This is a genomic window from Streptococcus sp. 27098_8_148 (genome assembly GCF_041432105.1).
GTDB classification, from domain to species: Bacteria; Bacillota; Bacilli; order Lactobacillales; family Streptococcaceae; genus Streptococcus; species Streptococcus parasanguinis_AE.
Window position 1 is genome coordinate 96,055 of record NZ_JAPVYY010000007.1, and the last position, 17,016, is coordinate 113,070.

General features: G+C 36.0%; 16 protein-coding genes, 1 tRNA gene and 1 rRNA gene. 17 read left to right on the forward strand and 1 reads right to left on the reverse strand.

Annotated elements, in window-relative coordinates; genetic code table 11:
- Positions 1-29 precede the first annotated feature (29 nt).
- The 4 genes from O3646_RS07430 (at position 30) to O3646_RS07445 (ending at position 3,918) form a co-directional block, all read left to right on the forward strand.
- The gene (locus O3646_RS07430; RefSeq protein WP_023920003.1) at positions 30-791 is read left to right on the forward strand and encodes a ParB/RepB/Spo0J family partition protein; all 762 of its coding nucleotides are present in this window, start codon (positions 30-32) and stop codon (positions 789-791) included.
- A gap of 268 nt (positions 792-1,059) precedes the next feature.
- Positions 1,060-2,418: a chromosomal replication initiator protein DnaA gene (gene dnaA, locus O3646_RS07435; RefSeq protein WP_070664927.1), complete on the forward strand. Its 1,359-nt coding sequence runs from the start codon at positions 1,060-1,062 to the stop codon at positions 2,416-2,418.
- A 159-nt stretch (positions 2,419-2,577) separates the two neighbouring features.
- Positions 2,578-3,714 carry a DNA polymerase III subunit beta gene (gene dnaN / locus O3646_RS07440; RefSeq protein WP_021154169.1) on the forward strand — a complete coding sequence of 379 codons (1,137 nt, stop codon included), beginning with the start codon at positions 2,578-2,580 and terminating at the stop codon, positions 3,712-3,714.
- Between the two features lie 12 nt (positions 3,715-3,726).
- Positions 3,727-3,918, forward strand: coding sequence for a DUF951 domain-containing protein (locus O3646_RS07445; protein WP_003002008.1), 192 nt, complete (start codon positions 3,727-3,729; stop codon positions 3,916-3,918).
- A gap of 35 nt (positions 3,919-3,953) precedes the next feature.
- Here the strand turns inward: O3646_RS07445 and O3646_RS07450 are convergent, their stop codons facing one another.
- Positions 3,954-4,451 carry a DUF1307 domain-containing protein gene (locus O3646_RS07450; RefSeq protein ID WP_031574824.1) on the reverse strand — a complete coding sequence of 166 codons (498 nt, stop codon included), beginning with the start codon at positions 4,449-4,451 and terminating at the stop codon, positions 3,954-3,956.
- 177 nt (positions 4,452-4,628) lie between these two features.
- Here O3646_RS07450 and ychF point away from each other — a divergent pair, with 177 nt between their 5' ends.
- The 13 genes from ychF to O3646_RS07515 all read left to right on the forward strand — a co-directional run.
- Positions 4,629-5,744 carry a redox-regulated ATPase YchF gene (gene ychF / locus O3646_RS07455; RefSeq protein WP_003010773.1) on the forward strand — a complete coding sequence of 372 codons (1,116 nt, stop codon included), beginning with the start codon at positions 4,629-4,631 and terminating at the stop codon, positions 5,742-5,744.
- Positions 5,745-5,812: 68 nt separating this feature from the next.
- Positions 5,813-6,382, forward strand: coding sequence for an aminoacyl-tRNA hydrolase (gene pth, locus O3646_RS07460; protein WP_003009246.1), 570 nt, complete (start codon positions 5,813-5,815; stop codon positions 6,380-6,382).
- A gap of 4 nt (positions 6,383-6,386) precedes the next feature.
- Complete coding sequence (mfd, locus tag O3646_RS07465) at positions 6,387-9,881, forward strand: transcription-repair coupling factor (RefSeq protein WP_371610718.1); 3,495 nt, start codon at positions 6,387-6,389, stop codon at positions 9,879-9,881.
- 68 nt (positions 9,882-9,949) lie between these two features.
- Positions 9,950-10,216 (forward strand): RNA-binding S4 domain-containing protein, encoded by a 267-nt coding sequence (locus O3646_RS07470; protein ID WP_003002258.1) that lies wholly within the window; start codon positions 9,950-9,952, stop codon positions 10,214-10,216.
- Positions 10,209-10,577 carry a septum formation initiator family protein gene (locus O3646_RS07475; RefSeq protein ID WP_003009251.1) on the forward strand — a complete coding sequence of 123 codons (369 nt, stop codon included), beginning with the start codon at positions 10,209-10,211 and terminating at the stop codon, positions 10,575-10,577. The genes O3646_RS07470 and O3646_RS07475 overlap by 8 nt, the downstream gene beginning before the upstream one ends.
- A 3-nt stretch (positions 10,578-10,580) precedes the next feature.
- Positions 10,581-10,709: an SP_0009 family protein gene (locus O3646_RS07480; RefSeq protein WP_003009253.1), complete on the forward strand. Its 129-nt coding sequence runs from the start codon at positions 10,581-10,583 to the stop codon at positions 10,707-10,709.
- Positions 10,702-11,967, forward strand: a complete 1,266-nt coding sequence (locus tag O3646_RS07485) for a serine hydrolase (RefSeq protein ID WP_254733270.1) — start codon at positions 10,702-10,704, stop codon at positions 11,965-11,967. The genes O3646_RS07480 and O3646_RS07485 overlap by 8 nt, the downstream gene beginning before the upstream one ends.
- On the forward strand, positions 11,967-13,241 hold the full coding sequence (gene tilS / locus O3646_RS07490) for a tRNA lysidine(34) synthetase TilS (RefSeq protein WP_368397919.1): 1,275 nt from the start codon (positions 11,967-11,969) through the stop codon (positions 13,239-13,241). The genes O3646_RS07485 and tilS overlap by 1 nt, the downstream gene beginning before the upstream one ends.
- 4 nt (positions 13,242-13,245) lie before the next feature.
- Positions 13,246-13,788: a hypoxanthine phosphoribosyltransferase gene (hpt, locus tag O3646_RS07495; RefSeq protein ID WP_003018402.1), complete on the forward strand. Its 543-nt coding sequence runs from the start codon at positions 13,246-13,248 to the stop codon at positions 13,786-13,788.
- 10 nt (positions 13,789-13,798) lie between these two features.
- Positions 13,799-15,772, forward strand: coding sequence for an ATP-dependent zinc metalloprotease FtsH (gene ftsH, locus O3646_RS07500; protein ID WP_003002062.1), 1,974 nt, complete (start codon positions 13,799-13,801; stop codon positions 15,770-15,772).
- A 91-nt stretch (positions 15,773-15,863) separates the two neighbouring features.
- Positions 15,864-15,935 (forward strand) — tRNA-Glu (locus O3646_RS07505).
- A gap of 155 nt (positions 15,936-16,090) precedes the next feature.
- Entirely contained in the window at positions 16,091-16,570 is a 480-nt protein-coding gene (locus tag O3646_RS07510) for a sigma-70 family RNA polymerase sigma factor (protein ID WP_003009261.1), read from the forward strand.
- Between the two features lie 242 nt (positions 16,571-16,812).
- Positions 16,813-17,016 (forward strand): 16S ribosomal RNA (locus O3646_RS07515); the annotation flags it as partial.

Genomic DNA, 17,016 nt, shown 5'->3' on the forward strand with positions numbered 1-17,016 from the left:
TTGTAAAGGTGTGTTATTCTATTCATAAGATGGAAAAATTAGAAAAAATAGCGGTAAAGGACATTCGAACCAATCCTTTCCAACCAAGAAAAGTATTTGATCAAGAAAAATTAGAAGAACTGGCTCAGTCAATCAAAGAAAATGGCTTAATTCAACCAATTATTGTCAGAAAATCTCCAATAATTGGTTTTGAATTGCTTGCAGGTGAAAGACGTTTTAGAGCTTCAAAAATTGCTGGATTAGAGCTTGTTCCTGCGATTATTAAAGAGTTAACAGATCAAGAAATGATGCGACAAGCCATTATTGAAAATCTTCAACGAGAAGATCTCAATCCAATTGAAGAAGCTATCTCCTACCAGAAGCTAGTTGATCATGGCTATAAGCACGACCAAATCGCTCAATTTATGGGGAAATCTAGACCCTATATCAGCAATATGCTTCGCTTGTTACATCTAGCTCCCTCTGTTCAAGAAGCAGTCATTCAAAATGATATTTCTTCGGCTCACGCGCGTGTTCTTGTTCCTCTTGATGAAGAAGAGCAGCGCTTTTGGTTGGAGCGAATCAAACAGGATCATTTAAATGTTCGAACATTAGAAAATAAGATCAGTTCAAAAAGAAAACAGAAAAATAAAAAAGCAAAAGAGAGCTTCCTACTAGAAGAGGAACAACGATTGAAAAAAATATTAGGAACAGATGTGACGATACACTCCTCTTCTCAAAATAAAGGAACTATCCAAATTTCTTTTTCTAGTCTTGATGAATACCAACGAATTATCAACAGCCTTAAATAAGGCTGTTATTTTTATTTTTTGTATTGACAAGCTTTTCCACCATAAAAATCTTTTGTAAATAGCAGAAAAATAAGGATATTCACTAGTTATCCCCACTTTGTGGATAACTTTTAAAAACAATGTGAATTTAAATCCACAACTTGTGGAAAAAGTTTAAAACTATAATTTAATTTCATGAAATTTAGCCTGTGGAAAACTATTTTTGTTTGTGGTAGAATAGGAGTACGTATGATTTGATACAATTCAAGAAAAGGAGGGAAGTCTGATAGTGTCACAAGAAGAGCAATTTTGGTCTCGTTTTTTAGAATTAGCCCAATTACAACTAAAAGATAGTGCCTATGATTTTTTTGTCGCCGATTCAAAATTAGTAAAAATCGATGGAGAGACGGCTACCATTTATCTTGATGGAAATTATAAAGAATTATTTTGGGAAACAAATCTAAAAAATGCTTTGATCACAGCCAGCTTTGAAGTCTACAATACAGATTTGAAGTTCCATTTCGTTTTTGAAGATACCGAAGAAATTCCTAGTAGTCATATCAGTGAGAATAGGAGATTATCTTCAGGTAGCTTAACAACCGAACCGTTGCCTAAAATTGATACAGGTCTGAAATCAAAGTACACCTTTGATAATTTTGTGCAAGGGGATGGAAATATTTGGGCGAAAGCAGCAGCGCTTGCAGTTTCTGAAAATCTTGCAACAACATACAACCCTCTCTTTATCTATGGTGGACCAGGGCTTGGAAAGACTCACCTATTGAACGCAATTGGAAATCAAATCCTAGAAAATATTCCAAATGCACGGGTTAAGTATGTCCCAGCAGAAACCTTTATTAATGAATTTTTAGAACACCTTCGATTAGGAGAAATGAAGACGTTCAAGAATACCTATCGAAGTCTTGATCTTTTACTAATCGATGATATCCAGTCACTTGGCGGGAAAAAAGTCACGACTCAAGAGGAATTCTTTAATACCTTTAATGCCCTCCATAGCGACAACAAACAGATTGTTCTAACAAGCGATCGAAGTCCGGATCATTTAGATAGTCTTGAAGAGCGGCTGGTTACTCGTTTCAAATGGGGACTAACGCAAAATATAACACCACCTGATTTTGAAACTCGGATTGCCATCTTACGGAATAAAATTGAAGATCTAGACTATATTTTTCCTAATGACACACTGGAATATCTAGCAGGTCAGTTTGATTCAAATGTCCGAGACTTAGAAGGTGCCTTAAATGATATTTCTTTAATGGCGAAGGTGAAAAAACTAAAAGAAATTACGATCGATGTTGCTGCTGAAGCTATTCGAGCTCGTAAAAACGATAATAGCAAGACGCTTGTCATCCCCATTGAAAAAATTCAGGAAGCAGTTGGAGCCTTTTATGGAGTCAGTGTAAAAGAAATCAAAGGTTCGCGAAGGGTTCAAAATATTGTCCTAGCACGACAAGTAGCTATGTATCTTTCAAGAGAGATGACGGACAACTCACTTCCTCGAATCGGAAAAGAATTCGGTGGGAAAGACCACACGACTGTCATTCATGCCTATGAAAAAATTAAAAGTATGGTCGACACAGATGATAATCTAAGACTCGAAATTCAAAGTATCAAGAAAAAGTTAAATTAATCTGTGGATAACTTCCTCTTAACTTCTAGGGGTTATACACAATTTTTAAACAAGTAACTTTTCAAGTCATAGACAGGATTCTGAGAGTTTTCCACAACTTCCACACAACCTACTATTACTATTAACTTACTAATCATAAAATAAATAAAAGGAATGACCATGATAAATTTCTCTATTAACAAAACTTTATTTTTACAAGCACTAAATACTACCAAAAGAGCGATCAGTTCAAAAAATGCTATCCCAATCCTTTCCACGATAAAAATTGATGTCACTCCAGAAGGAGTTGCCTTATCTGGATCAAATGGCCAAATTTCAATTGAAAACTTTATTTCTATTAAAGATGAAAATGCTGGTTTATTGGTGACCTCTCCAGGTTCTATTTTATTAGAAGCAACTTTCTTTATTAATGTGGTTTCAAGTTTACCAGATGTTACTTTAGATTTTAAAGAGATTGAACAAAAACAGGTTCTTTTAACAAGTGGAAAATCAGAAATTACACTTAAAGGAAAAGATGCAGATCAATATCCACGGATTCAAGAAATTGCTGCAAGTAATCCATTAGTTTTGGAAACAAAATTATTAAAACAATTAATTAATGAAACAGCATTTGCAGCAAGTGTACAAGAAAGTCGGCCAATTTTGACAGGTGTTCACTTTGTTCTATCGGATAATAAAGAGCTAAAAACAGTAGCAACAGACTCTCACCGTATGAGTCAAAAAGTGATTACACTGGAGAAAAATGGAGACAACTTTGATGTTGTCATCCCAAGTCGCTCTCTTCGTGAATTCACCTCTGTTTTTTCTGATGATATTGAAACAGTTGAGGTTTTCTTTGCTAACAATCAAATCCTATTTAGAAGTGAACACATTAGTTTCTATACCCGTTTGCTAGAAGGAAATTATCCTGATACAGACCGTCTCATTCCAACAGAATTCAATACAGAGGCAACCTTCAATGTGGCCAACCTTCGATTTGCAATGGAGCGTGCTCGTCTTCTTTCAAATGCGACTCAAAACGGAACGGTTAAATTAGAGTTCAAAAATGGAGTGGTTTCTTCTCACGTTCATTCACCAGAAGTTGGGCGAGTAAATGAAGAGATCGATACGAGCGCCGTTTCAGGAGAGGATTTGTCTATTAGCTTTAATCCAACTTATTTGATTGAAGCGCTCAAAGCTATTGACAGTGAACAAGTTGTTATTCGTTTTATTTCTTCTGTTAGACCGTTTACATTGGTTCCAGAAGGAAATGAACAAGGGTTCATTCAATTGATTACGCCAGTTCGCACAAATTAACAAAGGTGAATCATGTATACGTTAGGTGATTTTGTAGAAATGAAAAAGCCTCACGCTTGTGTGATTAAAGAAACAGGCAAAAAGGCAAATCGTTGGGAAATTACGCGACTTGGTGCAGACATAAAAATCAAGTGTAGCAATTGTGATCATGTGGTCATGATGAGTCGCCATGATTTTGAACAGAAAATGAAGAAAGTACTATAAAAGGTTCAGTCACTTATGTGACCGAACCTTTTCGATTATTTTAATTCTTCAAATTTTCCATTTTTAACTTCTTTGAAACCACCCTGTTTCATCATATCAAAAGTTGATTTGAAGCTGATATAGTCGACTTTTTTATCTTTTTGTGTCGTTACTAATTTCTTTTCAATTAGCTGATCTAAGTCTGCCTTTTCATAATTTAGTGTTGTTTTTTCAACCATATAATCATCTTTATATTCAGCAGAATGTGTAAATCCTTTGACATCTTTGTATTCTTCATCATATTTATCGATCATTTCCTTTAATTGATCTTTCGTAACTCCCGCCTCTTTGTAATAAATAGTAGTGGTGGTTTGGTTACTGATCGCTTTATCACCTTTATGTTCTAGTGTAATACGAACATCTGTTTTCTTTTCTTGGTTGATTGCCTGAAGATAGGATTTTTGAACAGATTGTTGTCCACAAGCTCCAAGAAGAAAGAGAGTAAAGATAGCGATTAAAGAAAGAAAAATAGATTTCCATGTTTGTTTTTTCATCTGAAAAACTCCTTTGTTCATTGTTAAATATAGTATACCATTTTTATCTTTTTAGAACGTTACAGTTTGATGAAAAAATCTAGTTTCAAAGGTGATGAAATATTTCATTTTTCATCACTTGTCTTTTGAATTATGTTATAATAAAAGAGATTGAAATTTGAACGGAGAAAAAGAAAAATGGCATTAACAGCAGGTATCGTTGGCTTACCAAACGTTGGTAAATCAACCCTATTTAACGCAATTACAAAAGCAGGAGCAGAGGCCGCAAACTATCCCTTTGCGACCATTGATCCAAACGTTGGGATGGTAGAAGTTCCAGATGAACGCCTCCAAAAATTGACGGAAATGATTACTCCTAAGAAGACAGTTCCGACTACTTTTGAATTTACAGATATTGCTGGGATTGTGAAAGGAGCTTCTAAAGGGGAAGGACTTGGTAATAAATTCTTGGCTAACATCCGTGAAGTAGATGCCATTGTCCATGTAGTGCGTGCTTTTGATGATGAAAATGTCATGCGGGAGCAAGGTCGTGAAGATGCCTTTGTTGATCCGCTAGCAGATATTGATACCATCAATTTAGAATTAATTTTAGCTGACTTAGAGTCTGTCAATAAACGCTATGCGCGTGTAGAAAAAATCGCTCGTACACAAAAAGATAAGGATTCTGTTGCGGAATTTAATGTTCTACAAAAAATCAAACCAGTTCTTGAAGATGGTAAATCAGCTCGGACCATTGAATTCACTGAGGAAGAACAAAAAGTGGTGAAAGGACTTTTCCTTTTGACTACCAAACCAGTTCTTTATGTAGCCAATGTGGATGAAGATGTTGTTGCAGATCCAGATTCTATCGAGTATGTGAAGCAAATTCGTGACTTTGCGGCAACAGAGAATGCGGAAGTCGTGGTGATTTCTGCGCGTGCTGAGGAAGAAATTTCTGAGCTAGATGATGCAGATAAACAAGAATTTTTAGAGGCAATTGGCCTAACAGAGTCTGGAGTTGATAAACTCACGCGTGCAGCTTACCACTTGTTGGGACTTGGCACTTATTTCACAGCTGGTGAAAAAGAAGTGCGTGCTTGGACCTTCAAACGTGGTATGAAAGCTCCTCAAGCTGCTGGAATCATCCACTCTGATTTTGAAAAAGGATTTATTCGTGCCGTGACCATGTCCTATGATGATTTAGTTAAATACGGTTCTGAAAAGGCTGTAAAAGAAGCAGGACGCTTGCGCGAAGAAGGAAAAGAATATGTTGTCCAAGACGGGGACATCATGGAATTCCGTTTTAATGTATAAGAGAGTTAAAAAAATGTAAAGGTTGGAAAAAATATTTCCAACCCTTTTAGTGTTTTGAAAGGAAAGAGATGACGAAATTAATTGTTGGATTGGGAAATCCAGGTGATAAGTATTTTGAAACGAAACACAATGTAGGCTTTATGTTAGTTGATCAAATGGCAAAGTCTTTAAATCTTACTTTCTCCCATGATAAAATTTTTCAAGCTGATATTGCCTCAACATTTTTAAATGGCGAAAAGGTCTATTTTGTAAAGCCAACCACTTTCATGAATGAGAGTGGAAAAGCAGTCCATGCCCTTCTGACTTATTATGGTCTGGATATTGAAGATCTTTTGGTTATTTACGATGATTTAGATATGGAAGTTGGCAAGATTCGTCTTCGAGCGAAAGGATCAGCTGGAGGTCATAACGGAATCAAATCGATTATCAATCATATTGGAACTCAGACTTTTTATCGAATTAAGATTGGAATTGGAAGACCTAAGCAGGGCATGTCAGTTGTTCATCATGTATTAGGAAAATTTGATAAAGACGATTACATCACTATTCTACAAACAATCGATCGAGTAGAAGAAGCGGTTAACGATTACTTGGTAGAAGAAAATTTTGAAAGAAGCATGCAGAAATACAACGGGTAAGTAGATGAATGTAATTGATTTAGTGAGTCAAAACTCCAACCTTCTATCCTGGCAACAAGGTTTGCAAAAAAATAATAGGGAATTGATCTTAGGATTGTCTGCGACCACAAAGGCTATTGTAATGGCTTCAGCCTTTGATTCTATTGAAAAAGCAGTCCTCATTACTTCCAGTTATAACGAAGCAGAACGATTGGCCAGTGATTTTATTGCTTTACTTGGAGAAGAGAAAGTCCATACATTTTTGGGAGATGATAACCCTTTAGCAGAATTTGTTTTTGCTTCACAAGAAAGGCAATTTTCACGATTAGAGGCTTTGCACTTTTTATGTCAAGAGGATCGTCAAGGCATCCTTGTGACCAATGTGAGTGGTATAAAACTACTATTACCTTCTCCTAAAGTTTTTGCATCTAGCATTTTTCAATTGAAGGTTGGTCAAGAAATAGACTTAACTACTCTGAGTGAAACATTACAGAAGATTGGCTACCAAAAGGTGAGCCAAGTTTTGCAACAGGGAGAGTTTAGTCTACGAGGAGATATTTTAGATATCTTTGAGATCGACCAACTCCAACCCTATCGGATTGAATTTTTCGGAGATGAGATTGATGGAATCCGAATCTTTGACCCAGAAAGTCAGCGTTCTGTTGAAAATGTTGAAGAAGTTCAACTGAAGGCAGTGAGTGATCTATTGTTGCAAGAGGAAGATTTTATACGTGGTCAGCAGCAAATAGAACAATTGCAAGAACAGAGTGCAAATGAAGAATTTAAATCTTATCTAGCAGAAATTCTGGGAGATATTTCTCAAAGGAAACTCCATCCGGATCTTAGAAAATTTATTAGTTTCTTTTACGAGAAGCAATATACCCTATTCGATTATCTCCCTAAACACACTCCAGTCTTTCTGGATGATTATCAAAAAATAGCCGATCAAATAGCGAGATTTGAACTAGATACAGCTAATCTCTTGACGGAAGATTTACATAAAAATAGAGCTTCTTCTCGCCAAGTGTATTTTGCAGACACCAGTACAACATTACGAAAATATACGCCTGCAACTTATTTTTCAAACTTTCAAAAAGGATTGGGAAATCTGAAGTTTGATCATTTGTATCAATTCAATCAATATCCCATGCAGGAGTTTTTTGGACAATTTGATTTACTAAAAGAGGAAATTGAACGGTATCGAAAATCAAACTATACTGTTATTGTCCAAGCAACTTCTCATCACAATCTTCAACAGCTCCATAAAAATTTAGAAGAGTATGGGATTCGATTAGATTATATTGATGGGGATACGATCATTCCTCAAGCTAGTCAATTAGTCGTTGGAGGATTAGCTCACGGTTTTCAATTTGTTGATGAAAAAATTGTCTATATTACAGAATCAGAGATTTATCAGAAAAAGATCAAACGAAAGATTCGCAGGCAAAATATTTCCAATGCAGAACGCCTAAAAAATTATAATGAACTGGAAAAAGGGGACTATGTTGTTCACCAAATTCATGGTATTGGTCAATATTTGGGAATTGAAACGATTGAAATTTCGGGTGTCCATCGTGATTATGTTTCAATTCAATATCAAAATGGAGATCGCATCTCGATTCCTGTCGATCAGATTCAGATGTTGTCCAAATACGTTGCAAGTGATGGAAAAACGCCAAAAATTAATAAGTTAAATGATGGGCGTTTCCAAAAAACGAAGCAAAAGGTTCAGACCCAGGTGGAGGACATTGCGGATGATTTGATAAAACTTTATGCGGAGCGTAGTCAATTAGAAGGCTTTGCCTATTCCAAAGATGATGAAAACCAAGAGGCTTTTGAACAAGATTTTCCATATATTGAAACAGATGACCAATTACGTTCCATTGAAGAAATTAAAAAAGATATGGAATCGAATCGTCCGATGGACCGATTGCTGGTTGGAGACGTCGGTTTTGGGAAAACAGAGGTCGCTATGCGAGCAGCCTTTAAGGCAGTAAATGATCATAAACAAGTAGCAGTGTTGGTTCCTACCACTGTTCTTGCCCAACAACATTATGCCAATTTTAAGGAGCGTTTTGAATCTTTTGCAGTAGAGGTTGCTGTTTTAAGTCGTTTCCAGAGTAAGGCAGAGCAGAAAGAAACGCTTGAAAAGTTGAAAAAAGGACGAGTGGATATTATTATTGGAACTCACCGGCTCTTGTCCAAAGATGTTGTTTTTTCAGACTTAGGCTTAATCGTGATTGATGAAGAACAACGTTTTGGAGTGAAGCACAAAGAAACCTTGAAAGAATTGAAAAAAAAGGTGGATGTGCTTACCTTGACAGCTACCCCTATACCTCGAACTCTTCATATGTCTATGCTAGGAATTCGAGATTTGTCTGTCATCGAAACACCTCCGACCAATCGGTATCCTGTGCAAACTTTTGTATTAGAGACCAATCCAACCATTATTCGAGACGCTGTGTTGCGGGAGATGGATCGTGGAGGACAGGCCTATTATCTTTACAATAAGGTAGATACAATTGAACAAAAGGTGTCTGAATTAAAAGAGTTGATTCCAGAGGCTTCGATTGGCTTTGTTCATGGCCAGATGAGTGAAGTTCGCCTGGAAAATACCCTGTTGGATTTCATAAATGGCGAATACGATGTCCTAGTGACGACAACCATTATTGAGACAGGTGTGGATATTCCAAATGCCAATACACTCTTTATTGAAAATGCGGATCATATGGGACTTTCAACGCTTTATCAACTAAGAGGTCGTGTGGGACGAAGCAATCGAATTGCTTATGCTTATTTGATGTATCGTCCAGACAAATCTCTTACAGAAGTGTCTGAAAAACGTTTAGAAGCTATTAAAGGTTTTACTGAGTTGGGTTCTGGATTTAAAATTGCTATGCGAGATTTATCAATCCGTGGAGCAGGAAATATCCTTGGAGCTTCTCAATCTGGTTTCATCGATTCAGTTGGTTTTGAAATGTATTCTCAATTGTTAGAAGAAGCTATTGCTAAGAAACAAGGCCAAGAGCATCGCAGGCAAAAGAGTAATGCAGAGTTGAACCTTCAAATAGATGCGTATTTACCTAATGAATATATTTCAGATCAACGTCAAAAAATTGAAATTTACAAACAAATTCGTGAAATGAATTCTGCAACGGACTATGAATACTTGCAAGATGAATTGATCGATCGTTTTGGAGAATACCCAGATGTTGTGGCCTACCTACTTGAAATTGGTTTAGTGAAAGCTTACTTGGATCAAGTCTTTGTCCGTCTTGTTGAAAGAAAACAACAAAAAGTGACAGTGAAATTTGAACCTATTGCCAAACAACTGTTTTTAACACAGGATTATTTCAAAGCTCTGTCAATGACACAGTTAAAGGCACAGATTGCAGAAGAAAAGGGATTGATTGAAGTGATCTTCGATATTCGAAATAAGAAAGATTTTGAAATTTTGGAAGCTCTGAAGCAATTTGGTCAAACCTTATTGGAAATTAAACAGGAAAAAGAAAAGGACTAGCAGTTCTTAGCTCATTTTTCGCATTTTATGTATAAAAAATGATACAATACTATGTTAGAGGTGACAGTATGAGATTAGATAAATATTTAAAAGTTTCTCGCATTATTAAGCGTCGTCCTGTTGCAAAGGAAGTTGCAGATAAAGGACGAATCAAAGTCAATGGAGTATTAGCCAAAAGTTCAACGGATTTGAAAGTGAATGATCAAATTGAAGTTCGTTTTGGAAATAAAGTATTGACGGTTAAAGTCTTGGAAATGTTGGATAGTACAAAAAAAGAAGATGCATCCAAAATGTATGAAATAATTAGTGAAACAAGGATAGAAGAAGATGCCTAAAAATATCGTTCAAATGAACAATAAATATATCAAAGACGAAAGTCAGCGAAAACGTTTTTTAGAAGAAGAAAGAAAAAAACGCAATCGTTTTCTGGGACTCGTCTTGATATTGGTCATGTTACTATTTATTCTTCCAACTTATAATTTAGCCCAGAGCTATCAATCGCTACAAGATAAAAAAGAACAATACAAACAGTTGGAAAAAGAGTATAAAGAAACAAGTGAACAAAAAGAATACCAACAAGACATCGCTAAAAAATTAAAAGACGATGATTATGCAACAAAATATGCACGCGCTAAGTATTCTTTTTCAAAAGATGGTGAATATGTTTATACCATCCCAGATTTACTCCCCCAATAACCGATGGAAAATATCTTACAAACAGTTAAACAATTCCTTGAATTTTCGGATGAAAAATTAGAGGAATTAAAAAAGAAAAACCAAATGATTAAACTTCAAAAGGATGAAAAGGAAAGGAATACAGGTGTCTAAACGATTTCTGCTCCTATTGTTAGTTCCAATTTTATTTATTGGGTCTCAAGCAGCGAGTATCGAGCAGTCTGAGTCTTCTCAGACAATGGCTCATCCATCAGAACTTTATTTTTCTTCAATTCCAGCGAATCCTAATGTCTATCGCAAAATTTCTGTTTTTTCTGATCCTCAGTTGAAAAAAGCAAAAGGAGAAATTCTTCCCAACACACCGTTTACAATCGAACAACTCTTTGTAAATGATGAAGGGAAAGCTGTATTTAAAATAGCAGATAAAGGATATGTATTAGCAGATTCTTCTGTCATTTTTTCTGATGTTGTGCAAGAAACACAAGAAAAAAAACAAGAAATGTGGCTAAAACCTGGTTTTAAAGTGTACGACCGACCCTTAATAAATGGTGCAAAAGAAAAAAGTACACCTCTTTCTCCTTATACAAAAGTGACAGTCTTACGTACAGCTAAGACTTTACGAGATGAGTTTGTGGAGATTGAAGGTCAGGGCTGGGTGAACAAAGCATTCGTTACTGAAAAAGATAATCGAATGGAAAAAGTTCAGGACTTGTTAAATAGTAAATACAATTCTCCTTCGTATGGAATCTATGTAAAACAATTAGAGACTGGAAATACTGCTGGAATCAATCCGCAAAAAGAAATGTATTCTGCCAGTGTAACGAAATTACCATACTTGTACTACGTCCAAGAACAGCTCAATAAAAAAGCCATTTCCCCAACTACAACCTACAAATATATTCCAGAAGTAAATGATTTCAAAGGAGGCTATGAACCAGAAGGAAGTGGTAGTCTTTCAAAAACACCCGATGGAAAAGAATACAGTGTTCAAGAGTTGGTAGATAAGATTGCAAAAGAATCAGATAATGTTGGACATAATATCTTGAATTATTATGTCACTCATCAATCAGATCAAGACTTCCAAAAAACTTTGGATAGGATTGCAAAGAAACATTGGGATGTTGAAAAAAGAGAAGCATCCGCTGAAATGGCTGGCAATGTCATGGAGGCTGTCTATCAACAAAATGGCTCTATTATTGATGCGCTCTCCTCTACAAAATATGATGATCAACGGATTGCGCGTGACCTTCCAGTAAAAGTTGCTCATAAAATTGGAGATGCCTATGATTTCAGACATGATGTTGCGATTGTATACACAAATTCACCCTATGTAATAGCCATTTTTACAGATCATTCGAATTATGATACGATTTCCAACATTTCAAAAGATATCTATGAGGTATTGAAATAATGGAAAAGCGATTTTTAGAGTTTTGTGAAAAACAATATCTATTTACTCCCCATCGCCGTGTTTTAGTTGCCTTATCTGGTGGATTGGATTCAATGAATCTGTATGAACTTTTATATAAGAATAAAGAACGATTGAAAATCCATCTGGTACTCGCTCATGTCAATCATGGACAAAGACCAGAATCGGATTTAGAAGAAAGTGAACTTCGAACGCTAGCTGATAGGCGAGAGACACGTATCCATGTGGCTCACTATTCGGGTGATTTTACAGAAGCAAAAGCTCGTACCTTTCGTTATGATTTTTTTAAACAGATTATGGAGAAAGAGGATTGCACCGCTTTAGTAACAGGTCATCATGCAAACGATCAAGCCGAAACAACTTTCATGCGCTTAATACGAGGAACAAAATTACGCCATTTAAGTGGTATTCCTGTACGCCAACCATTTGGTAAGGGTGAGTTAATCCGTCCTTTGTTAACTTTTACCAAAGATGAGTTGATGGAAATCCCTCACTTTGAAGACAGTAGCAATGACTCACAGGACTATTTTCGAAATCGTGTACGACATCAATACCTTCCTGAATTTGAAAAAGAAAATCCCCAAATGCAAGCAAGTCTTCGCTATTTAGCAGAGGAAGTGAATCATTGGCACCAAGCACTAAAAGAATTGACTAGCGAGTTAAGCATTCAAGATTTAGCTTCTTTTAGAACGTATTCTCATTCTGTACAATCATTCTTATTAGAAGAGTATTTGGCACAATTCCCAGATTTGCAACTTGGTAGGGCCCAGTTTCAAGAATTATTAAATTTACTGCGAAAAAAAAGAAATTGCGTTCATTATTTAAAGTCGAATTATGAACTACATCAAGAATATGATTTCTTTGAAATACAAAAAATCAGTCAAAAGTCGGATGACCAACCCCTCCCATTTTTGTTAGAATTTGGGAATATCTTTGAAATTGCAAATTATAAACTATCTTTTGGACAACCATTAGTAGGGGAAAATGTAGAAATTCTTTCTGTTTCACGCGAAACTCCCATCTTAATTAGAGGGAGAAAGGAAGGAGATCAGCTGCTTGTTAATGGCCACCATCAAAAATTAAGACGGTGGTTTATCAACCATAAAATTCCAATTTCGCTTCGGCAAAAAGCTCTCATTATAGAACAGAATCATAATATTCTTTCTGTAGTGGGATTGGTAACGAGTGATTTGAGTAAGCCCTCAAAAAGTGGTATAATGAAAGATAGTCTTTATATTCAAAAAATAGATAGGTAAAAACATGTTAGAAAAAGATATAAAAAAAGTATTGGTTTCACATGATGAAATTGTAGAAGCAGCAAAGAAATTGGGTGAAACCCTAACAAAAGAGTACCAAGGAAAAAATCCAATTTTTGTTGGAATTTTGAAAGGCTCTGTTCCATTTATGGCAGAGTTGATCAACCACGTGGATACACATATTGAATTGGATTTTATGCTGGTTTCAAGTTATCATGGTGGTACGGCAAGCTCAGGTATTATTAATATTATCAAAGATATCGACCAAGATATTACTGGTAGAGATATTTTATTTGTAGAAGATATTATCGATACAGGTAAAACTCTCAAGAGTCTAAAAGAACTCTTTGAAGAAAGAAATGCAGCATCTGTAAAGATTGCTACCTTACTGGATAAACCTGAAGGCCGTTTGGTTGAGATTGAAGCAGATTACACCTGCTTTACGATTCCAAATGAGTTTGTTGTAGGATATGGTTTAGACTATGATGAAAATTATCGTAACCTACCATATGTTGGTGTATTAAAAGAGGAAGTGTACTCAAAATAGAGGAGACTAGATGAATAACAGAAAAAACAACGGTTTTGTTCGAAATCCTTTTCTGTATTTGTTGATTATTGTAGCGGCTGTGACAGGATTCCAGTACTTTTTTGCGGGTAATGGGGTTGGTCAAAGTCAGCAAATCAACTACACAGAATTGGTCAAAGAAATTAAAAATGATAATGTAAAAACGATCAGTTACCAACCAAATGGTAGTGTGATTGAAATTGCAGGTACCTATAATAAAGCAAAAGAATCAAAAGAAGATACAGGAATTCAATTTTTTACCCCAAGTGTTCAAAAAGTATCTCGCTTTACTAGTGTCATCCTTCCATCTGATATCACCGTCAATGAATTACAAAAATTAGCAGCTGACCACAAAGCAGAAATCACCATCAAGCGTGAGAGCTCAAGTGGCATGTGGATAACAATTCTCACTTCAATTGTTCCATTTGTTATCGTCATGTTCTTCTTCTTCTCAATGATGAACCAAGGCGGTGGCGGAGGTGCCAGAGGTGCCATGAACTTTGGTCGTAATAAAGCCCGCGCTGCTAATAAAGAAGATATTAAAGTTCGTTTTTCAGATGTAGCAGGAGCTGAAGAAGAAAAACAAGAACTTGTTGAAGTTGTTGAATTTTTAAAAGATCCAAAACGCTTTACTAAATTGGGTGCAAGAATCCCAGCAGGTGTGCTTCTTGAAGGCCCTCCCGGAACTGGTAAAACCCTTTTAGCAAAAGCAGTAGCTGGTGAAGCTGGAGTGCCATTCTTCAGTATCTCTGGTTCTGACTTCGTTGAAATGTTTGTCGGAGTCGGTGCTAGCCGGGTTCGTTCACTTTTTGAAGATGCTAAAAAAGCAGCTCCAGCCATTATCTTTATCGATGAAATTGATGCTGTTGGGCGCCAACGTGGTGTAGGTCTTGGTGGTGGAAATGATGAACGTGAACAAACCCTTAACCAGCTCTTGATTGAGATGGATGGTTTTGAAGGCAACGAAGGAATCATTGTTATCGCAGCAACTAACCGTTCTGATGTCCTTGACCCTGCCCTTCTTCGTCCTGGCCGTTTTGACCGTAAAGTATTAGTTGGACGTCCAGATGTGAAAGGTCGTGAGGCAATTCTTCGTGTTCATGCTAAGAATAAGCCACTTGCTCAAGATGTGGACTTGAAATTGGTTGCTCAACAAACACCAGGATTTGTCGGTGCTGATCTCGAAAATGTTTTGAACGAAGCAGCCTTGGTTGCAGCTCGTCGAAATAAAAAAGTAATTGATGCTGCTGATATCGATGAAGCAGAAGATCGTGTTATTGCAGGTCCATCTAAGAAAGATCGGACAATTTCACAAAAAGAACGTGAAATGGTTGCTTATCACGAAGCTGGTCATACAATCGTTGGTCTGGTCTTATCAAATGCTCGTGTAGTTCATAAAGTTACGATTGTTCCACGTGGTCGCGCAGGCGGTTATATGATTGCCCTTCCTAAAGAAGATCAAATGTTACTTTCTAAAGAGGACATGAAAGAACAATTAGCTGGGCTCATGGGAGGACGTGTTGCCGAAGAAATTATTTTTAATTCGCAAACAACGGGTGCTTCAAATGACTTTGAACAAGCTACCCAAATGGCGCGTGCTATGGTAACAGAATATGGTATGAGTGAAAAACTTGGACCGGTCCAATATGAAGGAAATCATGCGATGTTTGGTGCTCAAAGCCCACAAAAAATGATTTCAGAACAAACAGCTTACGAAATTGATGAAGAAGTTCGTGGTTTGTTGAATGAAGCCCGTAATAAAGCGGCAGAAATTATTCAAGGAAATAGAGAAACGCATAAACTAATTGCGGAGGCTCTATTAAAATATGAAACCTTGGATAGTGTTCAAATTAAATCATTATATGAAACAGGAAAAATGCCTGAAAATTCAGAGCATGAATTAGAAGAAGAAGCAAAACCTCTATCATATGATGAGATTAAGTCAAAATTAGAAGAAAACAACTAATTCAAAAGAAGGAAAATATTTCCTTCTTTTTTTATTAAAAAAGTGTTGACAGAGTGAAAATATTCTGTATAATAGAATATGTTGCAAAAATGGTCCGTTGGTCAAGGGGTTAAGACACCGCCTTTTCACGGCGGTAACACGGGTTCGAATCCCGTACGGACTATCGATAAACTGTCACCAAGTGACAGTTTTTTTTGTGTATTTGGACAAAATAGTTAAAAATAATAACCAAATAGTTAAAAAAACGTGCAGAATAGAAAAAAAGTCCAATGGGCTTCTTTATTTTTATAAAATACAGATAAAAATAAAGGAGAGCTTATGGAATTTAATAAAATGTATCAAAAAGTAAAATATATTGTAAGAAAATGTGAAAAAGAATATTATATTCAATTATGGGAAAAAGATGATTGGGAACAAGAAGGACAGCTAACACTCTTTGAACTTTATCAAAAAAATCCTGAAATTGAAACAAATGAAGAATTACTTTATACATATTTCAAAACAAAATTTAGAAATCATATTAAAGATAAAATAAGACAACAGGAAAGTGATAAGAGAAAAATTAATAGACTTCCATATATTGAAATTGGAGAAATTAGTCACAGAATTTCATCAAGAAAAATATATTTAGATGAGCTGGTTGTTCTGAGAGATGCATTAAAACGTTTTAAAGAAAAATTAACCGTAAAAGAAAAAGAACAATATGAAGCATTACTAGCAAACAGAAGATGTCTAGGAAAAACAAAAATGAAAAAGAAATTAGAGAACTATCTAAAGGATTTTAAAAATTCAATTTAAAAACTGAAAGTTGCCAGTGAATAAATGAACTTTCAAAAAAATAAATTTTTTTGGAAAAAAGTATTGACAGTAAGGGTAGGTCATGATATACTAATATAGTTGTCGCGCGAGAGCGACAAAGACCTTTGAAAACTGAACAAGACGAACCAATGTGCAGGGCGCTATAACGAAAGTTATAGTAACTGAACAATAAAAAACAATAAATCTGTCAGTGACAGAATGAGTTTAAGACAAACAATTATTTTAATGAGAGTTTGATCCTGGCTCAGGATGAACGCTGGCGGCGTGCCTAATACATGCAAGTAGAACGCTGAAGCTTGGTGCTTGCACCGAGCGGATGAGTTGCGAACGGGTGAGTAACGCGTAGGTAACCTGCCTCTTAGCGGGGGATAACTATTGGAAACGATAGCTAATACCGCATAAAAGTCGATATCGCATGATATTGA